This is a genomic window from Marivirga salinae (assembly GCF_030503855.1).
GTDB classification, from domain to species: Bacteria; Bacteroidota; Bacteroidia; order Cytophagales; family Cyclobacteriaceae; genus Marivirga; species Marivirga salinarum.
Window position 1 is genome coordinate 2,556,817 of record NZ_CP129971.1, and the last position, 26,105, is coordinate 2,582,921.

General features: G+C 34.1%; 22 protein-coding genes, 2 tRNA genes and 1 other RNA gene. 12 read left to right on the forward strand and 13 right to left on the reverse strand.

The window, feature by feature from the left end:
• Positions 1–39 precede the first annotated feature (39 nt).
• Entirely contained in the window at positions 40–171 is a 132-nt protein-coding gene (locus QYS49_RS10720; RefSeq protein ID WP_308347232.1) for a putative periplasmic lipoprotein, read from the forward strand.
• A 13-nt stretch (positions 172–184) separates the two neighbouring features.
• Here the strand turns inward: QYS49_RS10720 and QYS49_RS10725 are convergent, their stop codons facing one another.
• The 7 genes from QYS49_RS10725 to QYS49_RS10755 form a co-directional block, all read right to left on the reverse strand.
• Positions 185–1,339: a sigma-54-dependent transcriptional regulator gene (locus tag QYS49_RS10725; protein ID WP_308347233.1), complete on the reverse strand. Its 1,155-nt coding sequence runs from the start codon at positions 1,337–1,339 to the stop codon at positions 185–187.
• 35 nt (positions 1,340–1,374) lie between these two features.
• An RNA gene (gene rnpB, locus QYS49_RS10730) (RNase P RNA component class A) lies at positions 1,375–1,785 on the reverse strand.
• 106 nt (positions 1,786–1,891) lie between these two features.
• A complete protein-coding gene (locus QYS49_RS10735) occupies positions 1,892–2,290 on the reverse strand; it encodes a hypothetical protein (protein ID WP_308347234.1) in 399 nt (132 codons plus the stop codon).
• Between the two features lie 110 nt (positions 2,291–2,400).
• Positions 2,401–3,390, reverse strand: coding sequence for a Smr/MutS family protein (locus QYS49_RS10740; protein ID WP_308347235.1), 990 nt, complete (start codon positions 3,388–3,390; stop codon positions 2,401–2,403).
• Positions 3,391–3,403: 13 nt separating this feature from the next.
• Complete coding sequence (locus QYS49_RS10745) at positions 3,404–4,282, reverse strand: DUF2279 domain-containing protein (RefSeq protein ID WP_308347236.1); 879 nt, start codon at positions 4,280–4,282, stop codon at positions 3,404–3,406.
• 26 nt (positions 4,283–4,308) lie between these two features.
• A complete protein-coding gene (locus QYS49_RS10750) occupies positions 4,309–5,610 on the reverse strand; it encodes a cryptochrome/photolyase family protein (RefSeq protein ID WP_308347237.1) in 1,302 nt (433 codons plus the stop codon).
• A gap of 169 nt (positions 5,611–5,779) precedes the next feature.
• Entirely contained in the window at positions 5,780–10,402 is a 4,623-nt protein-coding gene (locus tag QYS49_RS10755) for a translocation/assembly module TamB domain-containing protein (RefSeq protein WP_308347238.1), read from the reverse strand.
• Between the two features lie 5 nt (positions 10,403–10,407).
• Between QYS49_RS10755 and tsaD the strand changes: the two genes are divergently transcribed.
• From tsaD to QYS49_RS10780, 5 genes are read left to right on the forward strand one after another with little or no spacing between them, the layout of a single operon-like run.
• Positions 10,408–11,427 carry a tRNA (adenosine(37)-N6)-threonylcarbamoyltransferase complex transferase subunit TsaD gene (tsaD, locus tag QYS49_RS10760; protein WP_308347239.1) on the forward strand — a complete coding sequence of 340 codons (1,020 nt, stop codon included), beginning with the start codon at positions 10,408–10,410 and terminating at the stop codon, positions 11,425–11,427.
• Entirely contained in the window at positions 11,428–11,823 is a 396-nt protein-coding gene (locus QYS49_RS10765; protein WP_308347240.1) for a thioesterase family protein, read from the forward strand.
• Positions 11,824–11,852: 29 nt separating this feature from the next.
• The gene (smpB, locus tag QYS49_RS10770; RefSeq protein ID WP_308347241.1) at positions 11,853–12,317 is read left to right on the forward strand and encodes an SsrA-binding protein SmpB; all 465 of its coding nucleotides are present in this window, start codon (positions 11,853–11,855) and stop codon (positions 12,315–12,317) included.
• 3 nt (positions 12,318–12,320) lie between these two features.
• Positions 12,321–13,112 carry a C40 family peptidase gene (locus QYS49_RS10775; protein ID WP_308347242.1) on the forward strand — a complete coding sequence of 264 codons (792 nt, stop codon included), beginning with the start codon at positions 12,321–12,323 and terminating at the stop codon, positions 13,110–13,112.
• Between the two features lie 42 nt (positions 13,113–13,154).
• On the forward strand, positions 13,155–13,676 hold the full coding sequence (locus QYS49_RS10780) for an HNH endonuclease (RefSeq protein ID WP_308347243.1): 522 nt from the start codon (positions 13,155–13,157) through the stop codon (positions 13,674–13,676).
• A 74-nt stretch (positions 13,677–13,750) separates the two neighbouring features.
• Here QYS49_RS10780 and QYS49_RS10785 read toward each other — a convergent pair whose 3' ends face one another.
• Positions 13,751–15,913 carry a glutamine synthetase III family protein gene (locus QYS49_RS10785; protein ID WP_308347244.1) on the reverse strand — a complete coding sequence of 721 codons (2,163 nt, stop codon included), beginning with the start codon at positions 15,911–15,913 and terminating at the stop codon, positions 13,751–13,753.
• Positions 15,914–16,249: 336 nt separating this feature from the next.
• Between QYS49_RS10785 and mtaB the strand changes: the two genes are divergently transcribed.
• Complete coding sequence (gene mtaB, locus QYS49_RS10790; protein ID WP_308347245.1) at positions 16,250–17,572, forward strand: tRNA (N(6)-L-threonylcarbamoyladenosine(37)-C(2))-methylthiotransferase MtaB; 1,323 nt, start codon at positions 16,250–16,252, stop codon at positions 17,570–17,572.
• 147 nt (positions 17,573–17,719) lie between these two features.
• Here mtaB and gap read toward each other — a convergent pair whose 3' ends face one another.
• Positions 17,720–18,715, reverse strand: a complete 996-nt coding sequence (gene gap, locus QYS49_RS10795; protein ID WP_308347246.1) for a type I glyceraldehyde-3-phosphate dehydrogenase — start codon at positions 18,713–18,715, stop codon at positions 17,720–17,722.
• 173 nt (positions 18,716–18,888) lie between these two features.
• On the opposite strand from gap, the gene QYS49_RS10800 reads away from it, so the two are divergent.
• The 5 genes from QYS49_RS10800 (at position 18,889) to QYS49_RS10820 (ending at position 20,217) form a co-directional block, all read left to right on the forward strand.
• A tRNA-Glu gene (locus QYS49_RS10800) sits at positions 18,889–18,960 on the forward strand.
• A 91-nt stretch (positions 18,961–19,051) separates the two neighbouring features.
• A tRNA-Glu gene (locus tag QYS49_RS10805) sits at positions 19,052–19,123 on the forward strand.
• A 74-nt stretch (positions 19,124–19,197) separates the two neighbouring features.
• Positions 19,198–19,449 (forward strand): GIY-YIG nuclease family protein, encoded by a 252-nt coding sequence (locus QYS49_RS10810; protein WP_308347247.1) that lies wholly within the window; start codon positions 19,198–19,200, stop codon positions 19,447–19,449.
• Positions 19,450–19,581: 132 nt separating this feature from the next.
• Positions 19,582–19,833 carry a GIY-YIG nuclease family protein gene (locus QYS49_RS10815; RefSeq protein ID WP_308347248.1) on the forward strand — a complete coding sequence of 84 codons (252 nt, stop codon included), beginning with the start codon at positions 19,582–19,584 and terminating at the stop codon, positions 19,831–19,833.
• 132 nt (positions 19,834–19,965) lie between these two features.
• Positions 19,966–20,217, forward strand: coding sequence for a GIY-YIG nuclease family protein (locus QYS49_RS10820; protein WP_308347249.1), 252 nt, complete (start codon positions 19,966–19,968; stop codon positions 20,215–20,217).
• 320 nt (positions 20,218–20,537) lie between these two features.
• Here the strand turns inward: QYS49_RS10820 and QYS49_RS10825 are convergent, their stop codons facing one another.
• The 4 genes from QYS49_RS10825 to smc form a co-directional block, all read right to left on the reverse strand.
• Positions 20,538–21,377: a formate/nitrite transporter family protein gene (locus QYS49_RS10825; RefSeq protein ID WP_308347250.1), complete on the reverse strand. Its 840-nt coding sequence runs from the start codon at positions 21,375–21,377 to the stop codon at positions 20,538–20,540.
• Between the two features lie 218 nt (positions 21,378–21,595).
• Entirely contained in the window at positions 21,596–22,018 is a 423-nt protein-coding gene (locus QYS49_RS10830) for a YqcI/YcgG family protein (RefSeq protein ID WP_308347251.1), read from the reverse strand.
• 226 nt (positions 22,019–22,244) lie between these two features.
• Positions 22,245–22,442: a hypothetical protein gene (locus QYS49_RS10835; protein ID WP_308347252.1), complete on the reverse strand. Its 198-nt coding sequence runs from the start codon at positions 22,440–22,442 to the stop codon at positions 22,245–22,247.
• A gap of 23 nt (positions 22,443–22,465) precedes the next feature.
• Positions 22,466–26,020, reverse strand: coding sequence for a chromosome segregation protein SMC (gene smc, locus QYS49_RS10840; RefSeq protein ID WP_308347253.1), 3,555 nt, complete (start codon positions 26,018–26,020; stop codon positions 22,466–22,468).
• Positions 26,021–26,105: the final 85 nt, after the last annotated feature.

Consider the following 26,105-nt stretch of genomic DNA (forward strand, 5'->3'; position numbering starts at 1 on the left):
GGCTTATATTTGAATGTAAGATATTTAAACGCTTTCGACATGAAGAGACTTCTATTAGTTATTTTATCAGCATTATTTATTGGAGCATGTGCTCAAAAAACATGTCCAACTTATTCTTCTAATGATTTGAATATAGAACAAGAATCTAATATAGAAGATCAATCTGTTTGATCTTCCTTTAATATTATTCAATATACTTTTTTACGTCCTGAGCAGTAATTTTATCAGCTCCTAAAATTATTAGTCTCTCTACTACATTCCGAAGTTCACGAATATTACCACTCCAATTATATTCCTTTAATTGATTAAGTGCATCTTTATCGATTGATTTTTTCTTTGATCCGTGTTCTTCTGCTATATCACTTAAAAACCTTTCTACCAACTCGGGAATATCATCTTTTCTATCTTTCAATGGAGGGACATTGATTCTGATCACGCTTAATCTATGGAATAAATCTTCTCGAAATTCACCATTTTCAATAGCATCTTTAAGGTTCTTATTGGTAGCGGCAATAATTCTCACATCCACTTTTATGTCCTTATCTCCACCAACTCTATTGATTTTATTTTCTTGTAATGCTCGTAATACTTTTGCTTGAGCAGACAATGGCATATCACCAATTTCATCTAGAAATAAGGTTCCGCCAGTGGCTTGTTCAAATTTGCCAATTCTCTGCTTCACTGCTGATGTAAAAGATCCTTTTTCATGTCCAAACAATTCGCTTTCTATTAATTCAGATGGGATTGCAGCACAGTTGACCTCCACCATTGAAGATTTACCTCTTTCACTTTGTTCATGGATTTGTCTTGCAACCAATTCTTTACCAGTTCCATTCTCGCCTATGATCAACACTCTAGCATCAGTAGGAGCTACTTTAGCAATCGTATCTTTCACTTCTTCCAATTCCTTGGATGTGCCTATCATTTCATATTTCTTAGAAACTTTCTTTCTGAGCGTTTTAGTTTCAGCCATCAAATTTGACTTATCTAAAGCATTTCTAACAGATACCAATAATCTATTTAAATCAGGGGGTTTGGAAATGAAATCGAAGGCCCCTTTTTTAGTAGCTTCAACTGCATTATCAATAGTTCCGTGAGCAGAAATCATGATAAAAGGAATCTCTATGCCTTTATCATAAACAGCATTGAGCAATTCCATACCATCCATTTTAGGCATTTTAATGTCACAAAGGACAAGGTCGTAATGTTCGCTTTCAATTTTTTTCAAACCTTCAGCACCATTTGCTACTTCCTCTACTTGATATTTTTCGTATTCCAGTATTTCCTTCAATGTTTGGCGAATACTGGCTTCATCATCGATCAATAGTATTTTGGACATGTTCTTCAATTTTGGATAGTTTTCAATATAAATTAAAAAATTGCAAGCCTATAAGCCGAGTTCTGTCCACTCTCAAATAAATTTGAAAGTGCTCTTATCATTTATCTAACGCAGTCTACCCCTTTTTACCATCCCGATTGAATCAAGATTTTCGGACGAGCAGCCCTTATCCCACAGCTATAAATAGATGTGGAAGCAAAAATGTATGTGACCTTACAACCCGAAAGGTTTACCGTGCACTCGAATATTACTATCCGAGACGGTGGGCTCTTACCCCACCTTTTCACTATGACCTCAACGACAAGCGTTAAGGCTACTTGTTTTCTGTGGCACTATCTGTTCCTGATTTTAACGTCAAGACCCTTGGTTTCTCAAGGTACGGTGCTCTGTGTTGCTCGGACTTTCCTCCCTCCGATAAATCGAAGAGCGATAAGACGGCTTGCAATTTTATAATTAAATCTTATTGACAAAAATAAGACCAAAAAATGGATTTGGAAGTGTGGCTAGGTGAATTATTAGTCGAAATTAATAAATTGAAAAAAGGGGGCAAGCTTAGTGTACGTCTTGCCCTGTTAATTTATGCTCCCAAGCATCTGCTACAGTAGCAACTTCTTCGATAATATCTTTTAAAACTCCTTCAGTTGCGCTTTCTTCTAATATGGCCGCTTCAACTCTAATGAAATCATCAACTAGAACAAAACGAGCAGAACAAAATGTAGCATTTGCTCTGATCAAATTCTCTAAGTTAATGGCTGTATTAAATTCACATACTTTAGATGTAAATTCTATACTAGGTTTATTGGTTATATCACTCTTTTTCAGAGTACCTAGCACTGCTTGATATCTGTTTCCGCCTAAAGGATAAATAACTACTGACTTATTAGTGTCATACTCTTGGAATTGTCCACCCACTTCATTGGCATAAGATTCCATAAATTCATTGAAGTTCATAAGGCTGTTATTAATAAATTTTCATAGTCCAATTATATATGATTCCTCAATTAAGGAGATTCATATAATAACAAATTTAGTAAAATATTGTATAAAATTTAGATATAATTTTATTTAATCTTTACTAATGTTGCGCCATAGCCAAATTTTTCTTTGTGCGTATCTTTAAAAAACTGAATATTATGATGTTGCGATAATTGCTTGTGAATATTATTTCTCAAAACTCCATTTCCAACACCATGAATAAAAATAATTTCATCCAAGCCTGCCATAAAAGCTTCATTGAGTTTCTCCTCAAATTTTGATAGTTGAATTTGCAAAATATCCTCCTTAGGTAAATTTTCATAATAAGGATCAATGGTTTCAATATGCAAGTCTATTTCTGGTATTGTTGTGTTACTTTTTTCACTACTTCTATAACTTGCTGTTTCTTCTTTTCCTTTAAAAAAGCTGTCTTTTAATTTTTCTACGTCAATTTTTTCAGGTTCAATTGTTTCTTTTGAAGATTGATTTAAGGGAATCAAGTAGCCTTTTTTATTTAAAAAGGGAATGTCGGTTTTGTCTTTTTGAAAATGCTTAGCTTTTATTTTCACTGTGATTTTTTCTGGCCTCATAGGTATAGACCATTTACTGTTTTCAGTTAAAATCGTAAATGAAAGGGGAGCCCATGTAATGAGGTGATCCATATTTCTTTCGGTGATTTTACTAAATTTTTCAGCAAATATTTTCTCAGATAATATGGTTTTCTCTTCATTTTTCCCATTTATTTCATTTGCCATTATCAGAATATCCGCCTTAGATGGGTTTAAGAAATATATACTGTTTAAATGATCATTCAATGGGATAATGGCTAAGTGAAAGCCTTTCAATTGGTTAGGCTGTTCGTAAACCGTTTTTTGTTTATTTGGCTTTTGACTTTCGTATTTCGGCATGTCAAAAGCTGTACTTTCATCAGATGAAACCACCACCAATTCAGATTCCAATACTGGAATAGCAAAACCATCTTCAATTTCCACTTCCACTAAAGATTTGTCCAGCATTTTCACAACTATGCCTTCTTCAGTGCCTTTCATCAATCTTACTCTATCGCCTATTTGCATGATTTTTCTACTTTTAAAAATATAAAGGATGCAAAACTACGTCTTTTCCATTCCATTCTATTGCTGGGAACGGAATTTTAACCTTATTGATTAGATTGAACATAATTTTTATCCATTTCCGTTCTATTTCAATTTTACTTAGATTTAAATCCATGCTCATTAACCATTGTCTGTTAGTAGTGTATCCGTTTTCCATGTTATCTTGAGGACTGCCATATACCATCTGATTTCCACTGTAACCAATGGAAAATTGCATCCAATTTGGAAATCTATTGTTTTTACTGAAAATATTAAAATCAGTACTTAGCCAATAAGTCTGGCCATTATAATCCTTAATTAACTGTTCTATATAATTATTTCCTAGTGTATTCGGTCTTAAATTGGCATAAGGACTTGGTGAAAATGAGAATTTGGGATAAATGTAATTCTGATCAAATAAAAACTGCTGATAGGGGAGGAAAGCCCCAATAGTATTAGCTAAAGCATCTCCCCAAGAAGCTCCATAGCTTTTAGAAAAACCATCAAAAATTTCTATTGGAAGCATCATGGCAGTAGAACTTATGCTACTATAAAGCATAGCTTTTTGAGGATCTATTCCTGTACTTCTCAATAATTGATAATTTATATCTGTAAGATGATAGGCGGTATAAACATGCCCAAGCTTATCCATTTGTAGCCATTGCTTATTGTCATTGAAGAACTGAAAGGGTTGTGATTCACCATCTTTATACCAAAGCAATCCTAAGCCAGTCATTCCGCCAGTATATAACACACTTTCAGCTAAAATGATATTTCTTAGCTGTTTTTTGTCAATGCTATCTTTTTGAATCTGGGCATGGACTGAATTTTGGAATAATACAATTACTGAAAAGGCTAAAAGCAATATCCTCATGATCCAAAATTAGGGATATTTATATATTAAGCATTGTCCAAAGCAGATTTGTAAGTATCCAATGCACGTTGCCTCGCTTCTTTATGGTCTACCATGGGTTCAGGATATTCAGAAGTATTCACTTCAGGCACCCATTTTTTGATATAGGCTTTATTTTTATCGAATTTATCAGTTTGACTGTAAGGATTGAAAATTCTGAAATAAGGTTGAGCATCCGTTCCAGTTCCTGCCGCCCATTGCCAGCCTCCATTATTAGAAGCCAGTTCGTAATCCAATAATTTTTCTGCAAAATAGGCTTCTCCCCATCTCCAGTCAATTAATAAATGCTTAGTCAAAAAACTTGCGGTTATCATTCGCACTCTGTTGTGCATATAGCCTGTTTGATTCAACTCTCGCATACCAGCATCTACAATTGGATAGCCCGTTTTACCTTCACACCATTTCTGGAAATCTTCTTTGTTGTTTCTCCAAGGAATAGTATCATATTTTGCCTTAAATGCTTTGTCAACTACATGAGGAAAATTAGCTAGGATCATACTGTAAAAATCTCGCCAGATTAATTCATTGAGCCAAGTGTCATTTAGTTTTTGGGCATGAGAAACTGCTTCACGAATGCTAATCGTTCCAAATCTTAAATGAATTCCTAACCGACTAGTCCCATTTTTTGCTGGAAAATCACGCAACTCATCATATCTCTTAATAATGCTTTTATCATATTCTTTTTGAGGAATTGGGACATCTGACTTCTTAAACCCAATATCTTCCAAACTCGGTAATTTGGATTCAAATTGATGAAAGTTCTCTTTCTTTACAGAAATCTTATATGGATGAATATGACCTGATTCTAGCTTTTCTAGCCATTTGTTTTTGAAAGGTGTGAAGACTTTATAAGGTTCATTACCACCAGTTAAGATTTCATCTTTTTCAAAGATCACATGATCTTTAAAATCATAAAATCCAATATCTTTCTGTTGTAAAATATTATCGATTTTTTTGTCTCTTTCTAAAGCGTAAGGTTCATAATCTCTATTGGTGAATACAGATTGAATATCATATTCCTCCATTAGTGATTTATAGATTTCTTCTGGTTTTCCATGCTGGACTAAAACGCCTGAGTCGATTTCCTTGAGTTTTTTATCAATTTTAGTTAATTGATCATGGATGAAATTAACTCGTGCATCAGATTTATCTTTCAGATCCTCTAAAATTTCCGAATCAAAAATAAAGAGTGGAAGTACGGGGGTGTTTTCTTGCAATGCATAATATAATGCAGTGTTATCATAAAGTCTTAGATCTCTTCTGAACCAGAATATTGAAATTTTATCCACAGTAATTTCGTTTGTTTGGAAGTTTAACTTATCAAGTTAAGATAAGTTTTTCATTGGATTAAAATTTACCCCGAAGCTTATTTGTTTGGCAGAAAATTCGGCCTGCACCCACTCAACGGGATCAGTGCGCTGCCTTTCCTCAATTATAAGTTGGTCATGGATCGTTTTATTATTTTGAATTTTCATCCTCTTCTCTCAAAACCGCATCAGTATTAATTTTTTGTGGTTCTTCCTTCTTATCCTCAGATTCTTCCTTTTTATCCTTTTTAGTATTTTCAAATACTTCTCTCAATTGATCGAAACTTGTAACGTGAACCAAACTAACACCTGTACTGGTGGAGGCAGTATTTGTATTGTTAATCCTGTCTAGCGTGTTGAAATTGGTTCTATTGTAGATTTTAGCCCTTAGTTTTCCATCTCGAGTTAACAAATATTCAACAGACCAATCGCCTAATATGCCCAGAATTTCTTGGTTTACATTTTCAGTTTCTCCTTGAGTAAATCCACCATCGCGGGTAATTCTTAATCTTCCGCCCAGAAAGCTGTAGGATAACCTTAACTGAAAGGTATTGAATTGATCTTCATCAAAAGAACCTAAATCTACGTCAATTTCAAGATTTTCATCTATTTGCGTTACCCAATAACTTAATTGGTTGGAGAGGAACTCACTTACAGAATTACCGACCGATCCACTTACTGCAAAGGAAGCTCTAGGAGACAATCTTCTTAAGATAATTAAGCTAAACACTTGTCTTTTCATTTCTTGCTCATCTGCATCCAATTCTGCCTCAAAAGCTGTGACGCTGGTTCTCAGTGGGAAAGTTGTCCTTGCTTCAGTAATAATTTGATCAGGGTAATCTGAGAAATTAATATCAAAATCTACCTCAGGTTGCAATAGATCCCCATCTAAATACAAAAGAACTTTAGCTGGGTATCTTCTTTTTAGTTCTGGTGAATTAGCAAGAGAGGAATCTTGTCCCATATTAACAATTGGCAATAAAGATACATTTTGTTCATAAACTGCTTGAATATCGAGGTTTGCTTTGTAAGGGTCTCCGTCCCAAGTAATCTGACTACCTTGTTGAATACTAAATTCTTTATTGATAATATTATAAAGTGTGAAATTATAGCCACCCTCAGTTAGCGTATAATCTCCTATCATAGAAAACGCACCATTGGTATCTATATTCATGCTGAGTTTACCATTTCCTCTACCACGAATAATATCACCAGATTTGATATCGAAAATGATTTCTGCATAGGCGTCTGGCGTAAGCTCTAAGTCAAAATTCATGGTTACACCTTTAATATCAACTTCTTCTACTCTATTGATTTCTTGGGTCTTGTTATTAGCAGTATCCTTAATATTGATAAAATGAATATATTCTTCACGCTCGACAGTTGATGTACTTTCTACCGGAATGAAGATTCTTGTGCCGTTTTCTGATTTTGCTTGAGCATCTATGGTGAGGTTTCCAACACTGCCCGAAAATGTTACAGTACCACTTACAAATGCAGTACCATAATATAATTCATTATCTCTCGCAGAAGTATTAAGTACTTTTAATTCATTCATATTCCCCATCAAATCTAATCTCAGATCAGTAAAGCCATCATGTAGGAGGTCGCCATTTAAATAGCCATTATTTCCTTGATCATCTGTGAGTTGAATGTTTTCAAAAGTAACTTTTTCTTGGTTGAAATTGATATTACCTGTATAATCATAATAGGTATTGAGGTAATTTACTCTTATTCCTCCATTAGAAATTTTTCCAGTCCCATTCACTATTGGTCTGTTAATATTGCCTGTAATTTGAAATTCTCCGTCTATTTCACCTCTCATATCGGAGAAAATAGTGTTGATGAATGGTTCGACTATTACCAAATTGGTCTTTCTTAATTTGGCTTTAAGGTCTAATGGATTTACCTTAACGGAGGGAGCATAAGTGCCGTCTACCTTGATGATATCTTGGTTTTGACGCTGAACTGTATAGTTCATCAATAATTTCTTTTCCTCTGGCTGCCAACTAGAAAAGCCGCTGATGTTTCCAATTAAAAATTCGTCTAAATAGAAATCAAGAAGACTCAATTCAGTTGAAAGCAAAAATTGATTTTGGAAATTTTGAATATCAATAAATCCATTTGCTGTACCTTTAAAATCATGTTGTTCTACTAATTCGTTGATGTTTTCAACATTGAAACTGTCAATTTCAATTAGTAATGATTTGGTGGAATCTTTTGAGAGTTCACCATTTGCAATTATTCGTTCATCATTTGATGCAATACCAAAATTTTTAAATATATAATTACCACTACTTATTTTTAAATTATTGTTATCGACAAAACCCCAATTTTTTGAAAATACTTCTATATCTGATTTTTCTATTGATAGATTTAAACTATCCTCCAAAAACTCTAAATTACCACTAATATTAAGATGATTTTCGCTCTGAGCTTGTTCTAAAAAGGAACTAAAGTTTATTTCTCTACCTGTCCAATATAGTTCCATATTCAGATTTTCACTCTGAAGGTTGGTGTTTAATTGTTGGTTTGCTGAATTTATAAACCCAATACCTAATACATTCTGACTTAAATGATATTTACTAAAATTAAGGTCAATTGTATTTTCTGAGAAGATATAATTATCATACTTAATTGAGTCGAATGAAGATTCAATAAAAATAGTACTGTTTTCTCCATTTTGGAATTGTCCTTTAATTTTAGCTCCTTTTTCCACATATAATTTCGGTATAAATAGATTTATCAAAGGGTTTATTTCTTTGATAAGAAAGTCGAAATTTACAGTATACTCCTCTAAATTTACAGTAGTGTCAATTACCTCATAGTAATTTTTAATCTTATTTTGATCATTTTCAATATTGAGTTGATATTCTTTAACTGTTCTAAACAAATCTTTTTGAAGCTGAGTGAATTGATATCCACCATCAATATTGGCTCTAAAGAGGTCAGAATTAATTTTTAGTTTTCTATTTCCATTTTGATTGGATGTATTGACATTTAAAGAATCTAATTGTAATGAGTTTCCTCTATAAACAGCATAAATTTTTTGTAAGGAAGTAGTCCCTTCTATGCTGTCAAGTTCTATTCCACTTCCATTAAGAGTTCCTTTTGCAGTTAAAATGAAATCTTCCTTCGTAATATTTAAATCCTTAAAGTTAATAGTGTCTAAATCTGCTGTTACATTTATTAAATTTTTATTTTTTCTTAAATCAATTGATCCATCCATCTGAAATTTTAAAAGAGGGTCATTGATTTTTAGTTTTCCATTAAAAAACTCTGAAGCTAATTCTGCATTTGTGGTGATGTTTTGATATTCATATCCATTAATTCCTATTAAATTAATATTAGCATTAAGGTTCAGTTTAGCTGTTTCTAATGTGAAACCACTACCTTGAATATTACCTGTCATTTGTACTTTTTGGAAAATTGAATCGGCATCCATAAATTTTCCTAAATCAAAATTAAAGGTAGAAAGACTTCCTTTATAGGTTGATTTTCTTGAATCCTTATCAATTTTAAGGTTTAAATCAGATTCTACCCTTCCTAATGGAGAAGTAAAGACTCCATCGGCAACAAAATCGGTGGGGAATCCTATGAAGCTCCCTCTAAAATTCGTGATACCAAAATTTTGAATTCTTTGGTATGAAAGACTGTCATTTACATATTGCTTAAGATCAGCTGGCGTTAATGAAGAGTTGGTTAGGTCTAAATCTATAAAGGATTCAGAAAAATTGGGCAATCCGTCAATTCTAATGTCTCCTTGTATAAAACTTGAATTTCCAAATTTCATGTTTAAATCATTGGCTTTAAATCTTTTAACCTTTCCATTAAAATTTCCTGAAAGATTAATCTTGTCCTCATATTTTTTAATATAGGGTGCAAATAGTGCAAGATCTTCTGTAAAAATCACTGAGTTTTTGAAGTTGGCATTTATATTGACCGAATCTATGATATAAGAAAGATCATTGATGCTGTTGTAATTAAATACAATTGAATCAGCAATAGTGCTTTTGTTTACTTCTAAATTTAATTCAGTTAATGAAAGCCTGCTTTGAGATATTTCAAAATTAGAATTCAAATGATGGATAGTTAAGTCTGTCACTGAATCTACAGCTGAGAGCTGGTTTATTTGCATTTGAATAGTGTCAGCTCTGCTTGATAAATTATTTAAATCTGCATTTAAGTCATGTAAAACAAATTGATTGTAATTAAAGCCATCTTTAATGCTATCGCTATCTAAATTGGCAACTCCTAAAATTATATTTGAAAGTGTTGCTTCACGAATTAAAAGGTTTTTGGCTTTGCTTCTTGAACTGTCCTTTTTAGGTGCGGATAAATTCCTGATTGCTTCAACCAAATAATCGATATTAAAATAATTATCTCCTTTTTGCCTAATCAACATAACTCGGCCATCTTCCAATCTCAGATTATCAAAAAGAATACTTTCATCATTGATAAGTTGTTTAATGTCATAATCAATCCAAATCGATTTAAGTTCTATAAAATTACTTTTATCCTTATTCTTAATATGTAGACCTGTTAATGTGATTTGATCAAACCATTCGATATTTATTTTTTCAATGCTGATTTCAAAACCTAACTTTTCACTCAAATATTCACTTCCATATTGAGCTACTCTGGTTTGCACCGCAGAGGACTGCATGGCTAAAACCAGAACACTCATCGAAAAAAAAAGGACAAGGAACACCCATAATATTGCTTTTGCAATACCTTTTTTAATACCTTGCGTTATATTTTGCTCCTCTTTCAAATTTTATGGATATTAATATTTTAGCCATCGAATCTTCCTGTGATGAAACTTCTGCGGCAGTTGTACAAAACGGGAAAGTACTCAACAACATTATCGCCACGCAGTCGGTTCACGAAAAATATGGTGGTGTAGTTCCCGAATTGGCATCTCGTGCTCATCAACAACATATAGTACCTGTAGTTGACCAAGCACTTTCCGCTGCAAATATAAGCAAGAAGGATTTAAAAGCAGTAGCTTTTACACAAGGACCTGGTTTGTTAGGTGCTTTATTAGTAGGGAGTAGTTTTGCAAAGTCTCTGGCATCAGCTTTACACATTCCTTTAATTGGCGTAAATCATATGCAAGCACATATTTTAGCGCACTTTATAGAAGATCCCAAACCGAATTTTCCTTTTCTGTGCTTAACCGTAAGTGGTGGCCATACCCAAATAGTGAAAGTTAATGATTATTTGGATATGGAAATTTTAGGCGAAACTAAAGATGATGCAGTGGGGGAAGCTTTTGATAAGATTGCCAAAATCATTGGTTTGCCTTATCCTGGTGGACCAATGATAGATAAACACGCTAAAAATGGAAATCATGAAGCATTTCAATTTCCTGAAACTGAAATGTCAGGTTTTAATTATTCATTTAGCGGAATAAAGACAGCCGTCTTATATTTTCTTCAGAACAACAGCCAGAAAGATGCCAATTTCGTAAGTGATAATTTGGATGATATATGTGCCAGTGTGCAACATCGATTAATAATGACTTTATTGCAGAAACTGAAAAAAGCATCAAAGAATACTGGAATTAAAGAGATAGCCATAGCGGGAGGAGTTTCTGCAAATTCTTACTTAAGAAAAATGTTGGCAGAAACTGGGGAAGAATTGAATTGGAAGACTTATATCCCAAAATTTGAATATTGTACTGATAATGCAGGTATGATTGCCATGACTGCGCATTTCAAATATCAGAAGGAAGAATTTTTAGGTATGGATGCTGCTCCAATCCCAAGAATGAAATTTTCAGTTGATAAGGTATAAATGAAAGATATTTTTAAAATAGGAGATAAAAAACTTTACAATTTTAAAGTAAAAGCTCAAGATGTGGCACATTTTGATCAGCAGGCCGTACATGATGTTTGTGCTACCTTTACATTAGCAAGAGAAATTGAATGGGCATCTCGGCTATTTGTTTTGGAAATGCTGGAAGAAGGAGAGGAGGGAATAGGTACTCATTTGAATATTGAACATCGATCACCTGCTTTGTTGGGTAATGAGGTAGATATTGAAGCAGAGTATATTGGAATTAAGGAAAAAGAAATAATTTGTAAGTATGAGGCTAGGGTGAAGGGAAGGCTTGTGGCGATTGGAACTACAGGTCAGAAAATTCTCCCAAAAGAAAAAATAGCCAAGATTTTTGATAAACTATCAAATTAAAGTATTAATTTTTGTTAGAATTGTGAAATATGAGTGATAAAAAAGAGTTTAGTACTTCGGTTACTGTAAAAAACAAAAAGGCTCGATTTGAATACGAATGGCTGGATACTTACCTAACAGGGATCGTTTTACAAGGCACCGAAATCAAGGCTATCCGCTTACATAAAGTAGGATTACAGGAGGCTTATTGCTACATCCATAGAGGAGAGGTTTTTGTAAAAGGAATGCATATTGGGCACTATGAATTAGGTACTCATTATAATCATGAAGAAAAGCGTGAGCGTAAATTGCTCTTGAAAAAGCAAGAAATACAGAAAATTAGAAAAAGAATGGAAGAAAAAGGCTTAACCCTTATACCAACAAAGCTTTTTATTAATAATAGAGGATTGGCTAAATTAGAAATAGCGCTGGCAAAAGGTAAAAAAATACATGATAAAAGAGATAGTATTAAGGATAAAGATATGAAACGTGAACTGTCCAAGATGAAATTTTAATCTATGATTACAGTAGGAGAAAAAGGCATTTGTAGATTGAGTATTATTCCAGTTCGTGCAGAAGCTTCTGATGCTTCCGAAATGGTGACCCAATTATTATTTGGAGATCATTACGCAGTTACCGATTTGTCCAAAGACTCAAAGTGGATTAAGATTAAAATCTATTTTGATGGATATGAAGGCTGGATTGATGCTAAGCAATTTCATTACATTACTGATGAATATTTTGAGCAGATTAATAATTCAGATTATAAAATATGTACTGAATTAACAGCCAGTATTTTATATCATAAAAATTTATTATCTGTAGTAATGGGTGCCATCATTCCTATTTCTACCAATGAAATTTTTAAAGTTGAAGAGCATTTAGGTTTTAATGGTGAGGCTAAGTCATTAAGTGCAAGGCGAGATTTCGAATTCCTTAAAAGCATTGCTATTAAATATTTAAATTCACCTTATTTATGGGGAGGAAAATCTCCTTTTGGAATTGATTGTTCAGGTTTTACGCAGATTGTTTTTAAAATCTGTGGTTATAATTTGAAAAGAGATGCTTCTCAGCAAGTAGAGCAAGGAAAAGTGGTAGATCAATTGGAAAATGCTTTGCCAGGAGATTTGGCTTTCTTTAGAAACGAACATAAAAAAGTGACGCATGTGGGCATTATGCTTGAAAATCAGGAGATTATTCATGCTTCTGGCAGAGTAAAAGTTGATTTTTTAGATGAAAATGGTATCTTCAATGCTGAACAAAAAGGTTACACACATTATTTGACCGATATAAAAAGAGTATTAGCATGATCAATTGAACTAATTTTTCATGCTTATTTAAATTTAAAAGGCATGAAAATTGGTTCCACGCGCGCATTGGTTTTAAATCAGGATTATAGTCCTGTTACGGTTTGTAGTATTCCTAAAGCATTTCTGTTGTTGTATTTGCAAAAAGCTGAACTTATTGAGAATGATGAAACTCGTAAGCTTCGTTCAGTGGACCGCACTTTTCCTTTCCCATCTGTCATTCGATTGACCAATTATGCAAATATGCCTTATAAAGGTGTAATGTTAACTCGTCAAAACGTATTTAAGCGTGATGGGCATGAATGTCAATATTGTGGTACTTCCAGAGAATTGACTTTAGACCATTTAATTCCACGATCAAAAGGAGGGAAGTCAGTTTGGACTAATTTGGTCACTGCCTGTAAAAGATGTAATGCTAGAAAAGGGAATAGTACCCCTGAAGAAAGTGATTTAAAACTTAAACGCCCGCCTTTCAAACCTAATTATGTGATGTTTATTAGAGATTTCTCAGGTCAGATCGATGAGAAATGGATGCCATTTTTGAAAACGAAGCAGATGAGTGCTTAATACAAAAAAAACCGCTCTGCATTTGGCAGAACGGCTTTCTAATTTAGTGAATAGTTGGTTATGGTTATATATTACTATCTCAAAAATAATAATTCTCTGTATTTTGGCAATGGCCAAAGCTCATCATCAACATATAATTCAAGCTTGTCTGCTGCATATCTGATTTTATCAAAGTAGGCTTCCTTCACTTCATCACAGTATTTATATGCTCTCTCCTTAGTGTCTTCAATTTCATTAAACTCTTTTCTTTTCTCAATCATTTCGTGCACTAAGCTTCTCAAATCTTTAGTGTAACCAGAAATTAACTCAATGTTTTTCAAAATTTCTGAATTATCTAATTTTAAGGCGCTTAAGTTTTTAGCATTCTGAGCTAAAGTGTTTTGATATTTAACAGCTGTAGGAATAATCTGATTTAAGGCAATATCACCCATCAAGCGAGATTCTATTTGGATTTTCATTATATAATTCTCCAAGTAGATTTCATTACGAGCCTCTAGTTCCTCAGGAGTCATCACATTATGCTTAGCAAATAACTTCTTGGATTTATCTGTTACAAATGCTTCTAAAGCTCTAGGCGTATTTTTCACATTGGCTAAGCCTCTTTTTTCTGCTTCTTTCTCCCATTCAGCTGAGTAGCCATCTCCTTCAAATCTTACCTTTTTAGAATCTTTGATGTATTGTCTTAAAATATTAACTATAGCAATTTTCTTATCAGTTCCTTTTCCCATTTGAGATTTCACCTCTTTATGGAACTCATTCAATTGCTCAGCCATTATTAAATTTAAAATAGACATTGGTTGTGCCACATTCTGATCAGAACCTACCGCTCTGAATTCGAATTTGTTTCCAGTAAAGGCAAATGGAGAGGTTCTGTTTCGGTCGGTATTATCTAAGATAATTTGAGGAATTTTGTCTATGCCCAATTTCATGTACATATTATCTCCTTTATCTATTTTGATATTTCCTTTTTCCTCTAATTCATCTAAAACAGCCGTTAATTGAGAACCAATAAATACTGACATTATTGCTGGTGGTGCTTCATTTGCACCTAATCTGTGATCGTTACTTGCAGAAGCGATAGAAGCTCTTAATAACTCTCCATTTTCTGCTACAGCTTTAATTGTGTTCACTAAGAAAACCAGAAATAATAGATTTTCTCTAGCACTATTGCTTGGTTGGAATAAATTAACACCCGTATTGGTAATTAGTGACCAGTTATTGTGTTTTCCACTTCCGTTTAATCCTGCAAATGGTTTTTCATGGAAAAGCACTTCCAAGTCATGCCTAGCAGCTACTCGTCTCATAATATCCATCATCAAGCTATTATGATCAGTTGCCACATTAATATCTTCAAATAAAGGAGCTGCCTCAAACTGACTAGGAGCTACTTCATTGTGACGAGTTGAAATCGGAATGCCTAGTTTTAAACTTTCAATTTCAAAGTCTTTCATATAATTATAAATCCTGCTTGGGATAGAGCCAAAATAATGATCGTCCAATTGTTGACCTCTAGCAGGATTATGTCCAAATAATGTTCTACCCGACATTAATAAATCAGGTCTTGCATTGTACAATGCTTTATCTACTACAAAGTATTCTTGCTCGCAACCTAAAGAAGCATTCACTCGGTTGACATTTCTATCAAATAATTGAACCACTTTTGTTGCAGCATTATCTACAGCTTCCACGGCTTTTAACAATGGTGCTTTATGGTCTAAAGCTTCACCTGTATAAGCAACAAATATTGTTGGGATACATAAAGTTCTACCAAATATGAACATGGGAGAAGATGGATCCCAAGCAGTATATCCTCTTGCTTCAAATGTTGTTCTTAATCCTCCGTTTGGAAATGAGGAGGCATCAGGTTCTTGCTGAACCAACATAGAGCCAGCAAAAACTTCAATTCCTTTCTGAGCATTAAAGAATGAGTCGTGTTTTTCAGCTGTTGATCCTGTTAATGGTTGGAACCAGTGTGTGTAATGGGTAACTCCTTTAGTGATTGCCCAAGCTTTTACTGCAGATGCAATTTGATCTGCAGTTTCCATATCTATTTTTTTGCCTTTATCGATGGCGCTACTTACTTTTTTGAAAACATTGGGAGCCAAAGAAGCTTTCATTTGGTCCAATGTGAATACATCCTGAGCAAAATAATCTGAAATTTTGTTGGATGGAGCCTCAATTCTATCTGTTGTTCTTCTTGAAACGATATCGAGTGCGTTGAATCTTAAATGAGCCATTTTTATGTTTTTTGGTTTAAATTCAAACCAAATTTAGATAATTATTTGTGAAATAATTGATTTTCGGTCTAAAAAATATTTTAAAAACATAGAAAGTATTAAAAAACATCGCTTTTTAGCCTAATTTTTTAACTGAATACAACTTTTTAGTAAAAATCAAGCCGTTTTGTGGAGAAAATGAGAAAAATACCTGAAAATATGTGAGTTAGGGTTTCGTATTCTTCAAAATAAAGAAAACGAGTTAAATTCTAGTTCTAATCTTTCCTTAAACTCAAAAAGATTTACATTCAGGAATTTTAGCCTTAACTTTGCGGTTCATTTTGCAAAATACTCGGCATGAACAAAAAAGTTGCTTTTTATACCCTCGGTTGTAAACTTAATTTCTCAGAGACCTCCTCTATTTCAAGAATGTTTGAAAACAGAGGATATGAGAAAGTCGATTTTCAGGCTAATCCTGATATTTTTATTATCAATACCTGTTCGGTAACAGAAAATGCTGATAAGAAATGTAAGAAGGTTGTAAAAGAAGCCAAAAAAATCAATCCTGATGCATTTGTCACCATTATTGGTTGTTATGCACAACTAAAGCCGAAAGAAATTTCAGAAATTAAAGGAGTCGATGCCGTTTTGGGTGCAGCAGAGAAATTTCAGTTAATTGATAAGTTGGATGGCTTCACCAAAAAAGATGAACCTCAGGTATTAGCCTCGGATATAAAAGAAGCTAAAAGTTTTAATAATGCCTTTTCAATAAATGACAGGACTCGAACCTTTTTAAAAGTTCAGGATGGATGTAATTATCATTGTGCTTTTTGCACCATTCCATTGGCAAGAGGAAAAAGTAGAAGTGATACCATTGAGAATATTGTCAACAGCGCCCAACAAATTGCAAGTGAAGATGTAAAAGAAATCGTTTTAACTGGTGTTAATACGGGTGATTTTGGTATTCAAGATGGGAAAAGAAAAGAGCGATTTGTTGATTTGGTTAAAGAACTGGATAATGTAGAAGGGATTGAAAGGTTTAGAATTTCCAGTATTGAACCTAATTTATTGACAAATGAAATCATCGAATTTGTAAGTCAATCCAAAAGATTCGTTCCTCATTTTCATGTTCCGCTGCAAAGTGGTAGCAATAAAATTTTGCGAAAAATGAGAAGGCGTTATTTACGTGAACTCTATGAAGATAGAGTTGCAAAAATTAAGCAATTGATGCCTCAGTGTTGTATTGGTGTTGATGTGATTGTTGGCTTTCCAGGTGAAACTGAAGAAGATTTCTTAGAAACTTATCACTTCCTAAAAGACTTGCCAGTATCTTACCTGCATGTTTTCACCTATTCAGAAAGGCCTAATACTGATGCGGATGAAATGGATAAAGTAGTGCCGATGAAAATCAGAAACGAGCGTTCTAAAATGTTGAGAAGCTTATCTGAAAAGAAAAAGCGTGCTTTCTATGAAGAGAATTTAGGTAGGGAAGAAGTAGTGTTATTTGAGAAAGATATCCATGATGGATTGATGGAAGGCTTTACAGATAACTATGTTCGAGTAGTAGCCAAATATGATCCTATTTTAATTAATGAATTGAAAAAGGTGAAGCTTACTAATTTGACTGCTGAAGGTTTAATGGAAGTTACAGAAGTGGAGACAGAGGTGTTGGAGCATTGAATTACTTAAGTTAACAAGTTTGCATGTTGTCAAGTTTTCAGATTGACTTGAATCTTGACTCATCCTAAAAACTAGAAATAAAAAAGGCTGTCTTTTACCTTTGGTAAGTGACAGCCTTTTTTGTGTTTGATTTTGTGAAATCTTATCTTACTTAGATATTCTCTCGATTAAATCCGCGGCTCTGTTTGAATAACCAGCTTCGTTGTCATACCATCCTACAACTTTAGCTAATTTACCAGAAACTGAAGTTAAAGCTGAATCGAAGATACAAGAATGAGTATTTCCAACGATATCAATAGAAACAATTGGATCCTCAGTGTATTCTAAAACACCTTTCATACTTCCTTCAGAAGCTTTTTTCATTGCTGCATTTACTTCCTCAGCGGTAGTTTCTTTTTTCAATTCTACTGTGAAATCAGTTAATGAGCCATCAGGAATTGGAACCCTCATAGCAATACCATCTAATTTGCCTTGTAAGTGAGGTAGAACCAAACCAACAGCTTTAGCAGCTCCAGTTGAAGTAGGTACAATAGAGTAAGCAGCAGCTCTAGCTCTTCTTAAATCTTTATGTGGCGCATCTTGTAGATTCTGATCAGCAGTATAAGCATGAACAGTAGTGATATACCCTTTTTCAATTCCAAAAGTGTCATCCAAAACTTTAGCCATCGGAGCTAAGCAGTTGGTAGTACAAGAAGCATTTGAAAGGATAGTTTCATCTCCCGTCATTGTATCGTCATTAACACCTAATACAACAGTAGGGACGTTTCCTTTAGCTGGAGCAGAGATGACAACTTTTTTAGCACCTGCTTTTATGTGTTTTCCTGCATTCTCTTCATCAACAAATATACCTGTAGATTCTAAAACGATATCTACACCCATTTTTCCCCAAGGAAGGTTTGCTGGGTCTCTTTCAGCCGTTACTGAAATGCTTTTTCCATTTACTGTAATAGAGTTAGCATCATGGGAAATTTCACCTGGAAATCTACCATGAACTGAATCGTATTTTAATAAGTGTGCTAAAGTTTTAGTATCAGTTAGATCGTTGATACCCACAACTTCAATATTATTTTTTTGCAGCAGGGCTCGGAAAGTTAATCTTCCAATACGCCCGAATCCGTTAATTCCAACTTTTACGTTTGACATGTTGATATAATTTATTTAGTTAAGTTAAATTAAGGCGTAAATATAAACCTACTTGCCAGCATTATCAAATTAGAACCCTAAAGGTTTAGCTTTGAAAATTATTTTCTTTTTTTTTGGGGTTAGGGTTTGTAATTAAAAAACAGCCTTCTATATTTGCATCTCCATTTAAAAATGGCCCGTTCATCTAGGGGTTAGGATATCAGGTTTTCATCCTGGAAACAGGGGTTCGATTCCCCTACGGGCTACTTTAGAGTACTTAATAAAGTCGTTATTAAGTCATTGATTTTAATGGAGATATTAAATTTTACTGATAATTTATTAGTATAATTTTAGAACGGCCCGTTCATCTAGGGGTTAGGATATCAGGTTTTCATCCTGGAAACAGGGGTTCGATTCCCCTACGGGCTACAAAGGCTGTCAGAAATGGCAGCCTTTTTTTATTTCCACTGAATCAATTACTTTAGTACTTAAAAATAAGATTTATGTGGTATTATTGTTATGTATTAGAAAGTACAATTGATAAAACGACCTACATAGGGTCCACAGATAACTTAAAGAATAGACTTAAAGAGCATAATAGCGGTAAGACGAAATCCATAAAACATAAAATTCCAATGAGGTTAATTTATTGCGAAGCTTATAGAACCAATACATTAGCGATTAAAAGAGAGCGTTCTTTAAAAAAGAATAGTGCGGCTAAGAAGGAGTTGTTTTCAAGAATATTTGATGAATGAAAAAAGGGTTCTCAGCCGGAGGCTGACCAGCCTCTGGCTGGGATTCCCCTACGGGCTACAAAGGCTGTCAGAAATGGCAGCCTTTTTTTATTTCCACTGAATCAATTACTTTAGTACTTAAATATAATATTTATGTGGTATTATTGTTATGTATTAGAAAGTACAATTGATAAAACGACCTACATAGGGTCCACAGATAACTTAAAGAATAGACTTAAAGAGCATAATAGCGGTAAGACGAAATCCATAAAACATAAAATTCCAATGAGGTTAATTTATTGCGAAGCTTATAGAAACAAGACATTAGCGATTAAAAGAGAGCGTTCTTTAAAAAAGAATAGTGCGGCTAAGAAGGAGTTGTTTTCAAGAATATTTGATGAATGAAAAAAGGGTTCTCAGCCGGAGGCTGACCAGCCTCTGGCTGGGATTCCCCTACGGGCTACAAAGGCTGTCAGAAATGGCAGCCTTTTTTTATTTCCACTGAATCAATTACTTTAGTACTTAAAAATAAGATTTATGTGGCATTATTGTTATGTATTAGAAAGTACGATTGATAAAACGACCTACACAGGGTCTACAGATAATTTAAAGAATAGACTTAAAGAGCATAATTGCGGTAAGACGAAATCCATAAAACATAAAATTCCAATGAGGTTAATTTATTGCGAAGCTTATAGAACCAAGACATTAGCGATTAAAAGAGAGCGTTCTTTAAAAAAGAATAGTGCGGCTAAGAAGGAGTTGTTTTCAAGAATATTTGATGAATGAAAAAGGGGTTCTCAGCCGGAGGCTGACCAGCCCCTGGCTGGGATTCCCCTACGGGCTACAAAGGCTGTCAGAAATGGCAGCCTTTTTTTATTATGTGGATATTTAATACTTTAGTAGGGAAAGGAATCAAGCAATAATTCTGTGAATTTAGGATTGACGAATTAAGGATCAATCTGAAAATTTAGGGAGAAGACTTAATTATTTACAAACTCCCCGTCCTTCGGACACTCCTCCTTTTTTAGGAGGGGAGCTGTCCGGAGGACTGAGGTGTTTTATATAAATCAAACTTTTTACTCCTCAGTATTATTTTTTATTATAGATTATCCTTTATCCCTATTCTTTACCGTACTGAACTTCAAAAGAGATACGAAAAAGACTCCTCCTATTAAATTCCCTATAGTTGACCATAATTGAAAATGCCCATACTGCGCAAAAGTTATATCGGAGACTAATAAACCGGCAAATACTTCAATAGAACCCACGATAGAATGGTGCAGCCCCCCGAGACCAATCAGAGCAGTTATGATAAAAACCATTAAAATCCTGCTAATGGTTTCCTGAGAGGAACTCACCAGCCAGGAAAGTAAACCCATCAGCCAACCTGCAGTAATACTACTTATCAATATGGTCCCATAACTGTGGTCGACCAATTTGAAAGCTAATTTATAAAATGATTCTTCTGTAATGATACCCATAGAAGGGCCTAAAAGCGTAAGTAGAAAAGACACCACATAGCCCCCCATAAGATTTCCTAAGAATACAATTCCCCAAACTCTAAAAAGGCTTTTTATCCCTACAGAACCATTTAAAACTGGTACAAAAGCAAGATTTGTATGTTCGGTGAATAACTCAGAGCGACCAATTATCACAAAAATAAATCCAATAGGATAGCCTGCTGCTAAAATCCATTTTAGGTGGTTGTCAGATAATGCCTCACTAAATGAAGTATGTATAATTCCTAATAGGAGCAAAGAAAATCCAACTTCCATGCCTCCGGCAACCGATGACATTAGCAGATTTCTGGATGATCTCTTATGCTCAGATTTTCCTTCATCGACCTGTTCCAGAAAGATTTTAGAGGCAGACTTAGGTTTACTGCTCGAGTCCTGAACCACTTGCCTTTCGTCTTGGTTTTTCTCGTGTTGTTCAGAATCAGTCATATCGAATTTTTTGATTTTTACACATAGAAGATTTTATTTAGAATTAACCATTAAACAATTAGGAACTCTTTTTTTGAGTAAAAGATGCCTATTGATGGAAGATCTTTTATGTTGATCCACAATCAAAATGGAATATTGGAGATTTGCTTTCTAGATGTCACTTTCCTCATACATTGGTTTCTTAAACCATACTGAGCTTAATCAATTGCTAACTTCCTTCATTGTAATTCTTTATCCCTAGCATGTATTTTATCTCTTACTTCACGATATACCGCTCTTTCTTTAAGCCGTTCAAATTGTAAATGAAAATTAAAGAATATAGTAGGATATAGGCTTCTTCTTGCAATTCGTAAACTTTTTGGATGCATTCCTTCTGAATCAATTTCCTCCTTTGGGAAAACGGCAAGAAAGGATCGATAGTCAGATGCTGTAAAATCGTATAATTCAATATAATGCTTAAGATCCTCTAAGAGCGTTTTAGAGCTTTTGTCAACCCCTATAGTGTCATGAGCAAATAAATCTACTTGGTTTGATTTAAAGCTACTTTGAGTCATCACACAAGGGTGGTCCCTCGTGAGGATAAGTTCTTGGAATTCTTGGTATACCTGGAAAGCAGCAGGTATTTTAATTTGCGGTTTCATTGTTTGAAAAATGAGCTTAAAAAGGTTCGTTTTGTCCTAATCATTTCAGATTATAGAAAAGTAGTTCAGATGAGGGCTAATTTAAAGCTGAAAAAATAGGAATTTATCAATCTAATACTAGATTGTTACTCCTTTAAAATCAGAAGGTTACCAAAGGTGGGATTTATGTAAATTGTGCTTGGAGAAGTTTAGATGTATCTGTTTTGAAATTATTAGATGCTTCTATTCATTCATTGTCCTTTTTTATCCACTTCTTTCTCATGATCAAACCAAAAATAATAGAAAAAGCGATGGCCTTGAAAAAAGATTCTTGAATTTGTGCTGTTAGCGTGGTATCTTCTTTAAATAGATACATTAAAAAAGAATCTAATATCCAAAACGCCAATGCTGTAATGCCAATCCTGATCAGAAATGTTTTATTCATAACTCTTAATTACTAATTATCAATTACTCCAGAGTGTCTTCTAATTCTCTAAGATCTACAGGTACAACCCTTGAAATTCCTAACTCAACCATAGTCACGCCATAAATCACATCTGTACTGGACATGGTTCTTTTATTGTGCGTCACGATAATGAATTGTGATTCCTTTGAGAATTCTCTGATGATATTGTTGAATTTATCAATATTAGCATCATCCAAAGGTGCATCAACTTCATCAAAAATACAGAATGGTGCGGGCTTCAATAGGTAAATTGCAAAAAGCAGGGAAGTAGCCGTTAAAGTTTTCTCACCTCCCGATAATTGATTGATAGTTAATGGTCGCTTACCTTTAGGCTTTGCCATGATTTCAATTTTCGACTCTAATGGGTTTTCAGGGTCTGATAATTGTAAATCACATTCATCTTCATGCGTGAATAAGGTACGAAATACCTTTTGGAAGTTTTCTTTAATTTTTTCGTATGCTTCTATAAAATTAGTTCTGGCTACTTCATCAATCTCGCTTATGGTGTTGAGTAATGACTCTTTGGCATTTCTTAAATCCTCACGTTGAGTTAGGATGAAATCGTTTCGTTCTTTAATTTCTTCATAGGCCTCCATCGCCATTGGATTAATCGGTCCAATGCGTTCCATTCTCTCCTTTAATTTGCTTACTTCATTTCGTAAATCTTCAGCAGTTTCGTTCGTCTCAACTTCTTCTTCTTCTTCTTCTTCAGAATTCATGATTTTATCCAAATCAATATCGAATTCCACAGATAGCCTTTCTTTCACACTGTTTAGCTCTAGCTTGGTTTCATTCAAATTATTCTGGATTTGCATCAACAGCTCATCTACCTGCTCTTTGTTGCGCTGAATGTTTCGACTTTGTTTCTCAATTTCGTCTATATGGCCACGAGAGGCATAATAATCTTTCTCAACATCATTTACTCCAATTTCTATCTGCTCTTTTTCATCATACATGCCCAATAACTCATCATCATTGGTTTCGGCAGTATCAATGATGCCTTTTATAGCTTCATCATTTGTTTTTAATTCTTGCTGATTTTTCTCTAGTCTTTCTTTGCTGCTTTCAAAAGCAGTTCGTTTGTAGCCAATCTCCTGTTCTAAGCTATTGACTCTATTTTGTTGCTGATGAAATTCAATATTTTCCTGATTGAAAGATGATGATTTTTGACTTAAAATTTCATCTTGAACACTTAAGTCTTCACTTATAATGCTCAACCTCTGTTCAATCTCTTTTAGTTTATCAGATTTTTCACTTGCATCAGGTTTGATGGTTTCAATTTCTTCAATTAAAGTTTCACGCTGCTGCTCCATTCCTTCGCGCTTATTGGCAGCGCTGTTGAGCATTTGAGAAAACTGTTCTTGTTTGGTCCTGATAGAGACATATTCAGAGTTGACTTCATTGATTTCTGTTTGCAGAATCTCAATATTTTCTCTGTAACTATGTTCTTTAAGATTATCCAAATCATTTTGTCTGCTTTCAAGACTTTCTTTGATTTGGCTGATTTTTTTGTTCAATTCTTTAATCTCGACTTGAAGTTTTTCCAGATTTTTAGCTCTACCAATTCTTTTTCCTTCAAAAAGGCCTACCGATCCTCCAGACATGCTGAACTTACGCTTGGTTACTTTTCCACTTTGCGTGATGAAAACGCTGTCTCTATCATCAGGAATGGAATTGTAGTCACCTTTCACTACATAGACATTGTCTAGAATGAAACCAATTAACTTCTTGTATTTGGCATCATATTCTACAATTTCTGTAGCTGCCACTGCTTGGTCATATAGTTTTGAATCACTTGGCTTAAACTTTTCAAAGTTATCTAAAATGAAGAAGTGTGCTTTCCCTTTGCTAGCATCGCTCAATAAGTTTACAGCTTCATAAGCTTGAGCCTCAGTTTCTACTATGTAGTAGTTCATATAGGGCTCCAGGAAGTTTTCAATGGTGATGCGATAATCTTCTGAACAAGTCAACACATCAGATAGGAGCGGAGCATTTTTACCCCATTTAGAGCTTTTCTTTAAAAATTTAATAGCTTCAGGAAAACCTTCTAAATTATCAACCAAAGATTTGGTCAGGTTGTATTCGTTTTCTCTTGCATCTAGCTTTCTTGATGATTGGGTTAATTCCTCTCTAATTAATTCAATAGTGTTTTTGTGATCTTCAATTTGTTGATTGAGGTGGTCTTCCTTGTTTTTAAGGTTTGTGAGATATTCATTTTTCTCCTTTAATAGTTTTGATAACTCCTCTAGCTTTGCATCAAATTCTTCCAGACTAGCAGATTGTTCGGTGGTATCCGTACTACTTTTCTCAAGTTCCTGTTTTACAGATGAAAGCTGAATCTCTTTGATTTCTAGAGATTTATTTAATTGGTAAACTTCATTTTGTAGCGCTTTCTGCTGTTGGTTTAAAGTATTGACCTCTTCTCTAATGGCAGCAGTTTTATTTTTCTGCTCTTCGAATTCAGCTTTTAAGACTTCTACTCTCTGCTCAGTCTCAAAGAAAATCTTTTCAGCGGAGGCCTTTTCTTGCTCTAAACTTTTGATACTGAAAGAGGCACGCTCATTACTTTGTTTGTCCTGCTCAATTTGATTTTTCAGGCTATCACTTTTATCCTGCAAAAAGCGTAATCTCTCATTTTTGATTTTCTTCTCACTTTCATATTGTCTGATTTTATTGACATGCTCGTTGAGTGCTTTCTGACGGCTAGCTAATAATTTCTCCTTTTGCAATAATTCAGATTTACCTTTTTCTAAAGCAGCTTCCTGTTCAGCTAATTGTCTATTCAGGCTTAGTTTTTTATCATTTTCCGCATCAACTTGTTTGGTCAGGTTGAGGAAAACTTCTCTTTTATCGGCTACCGTTTTCTTAGCTAATAGTATACTTTTCTCCTTGTATTCGCCTTTATATTGGTAATATTTCTCAGCTTGTTTGGCTTGCTTTTCGAGTGATTTTAGGTTTTTCTCAATTTCAAAGAGTAAATCTTCCACTCTTTCCAAATCAGCATCGGTATCGGTTAATTTTTTGAGAGTTTCCTTCTTTCTGATTTTAAATTTGCTAATTCCTGCTGCTTCTTCAAACAATCCTCTTCTGGAATTATCTTTATCAGTTAAGATATCATCTACCATTTTCAATTCAATAATGGCATAGCTATTAGAGCTAATTCCAGTATCCATGAAAAGGTTGGTAATGTCTTTCAAACGGCAACTAACACCATTTAATAAGTATTCACTTTCTCCAGTTCTGTAATATCTTCTGGTTATTGTTACATTAGAATATTCAGTAGGGAGTAAATTTTTGGTATTATTAAAAGTAAGAGAAACTTCAGCTAAATTACTTTGCTTTCGCTTTTTGGTGCCATTAAAAATAACATTCTCCATTTTGTCGGAGCGGAGCATACGGGATTTTTGTTCACCTAACACCCATCTTATAGCATCAACTACATTGGATTTGCCGCATCCGTTCGGCCCCACGATTCCTGTAATGCCTTTATCAAAATTAATGACCATTCGGTCACCAAAGCTCTTAAATCCTTTTATTTCAAGTTTGGTTAGCTGCATAATTTTTACTCAAAAAATCTTCGCTCGAAAAAGCGGATAACAAATTTATAATTTATTTGGAGAAGTGGGTAATGATAAGGAAGGT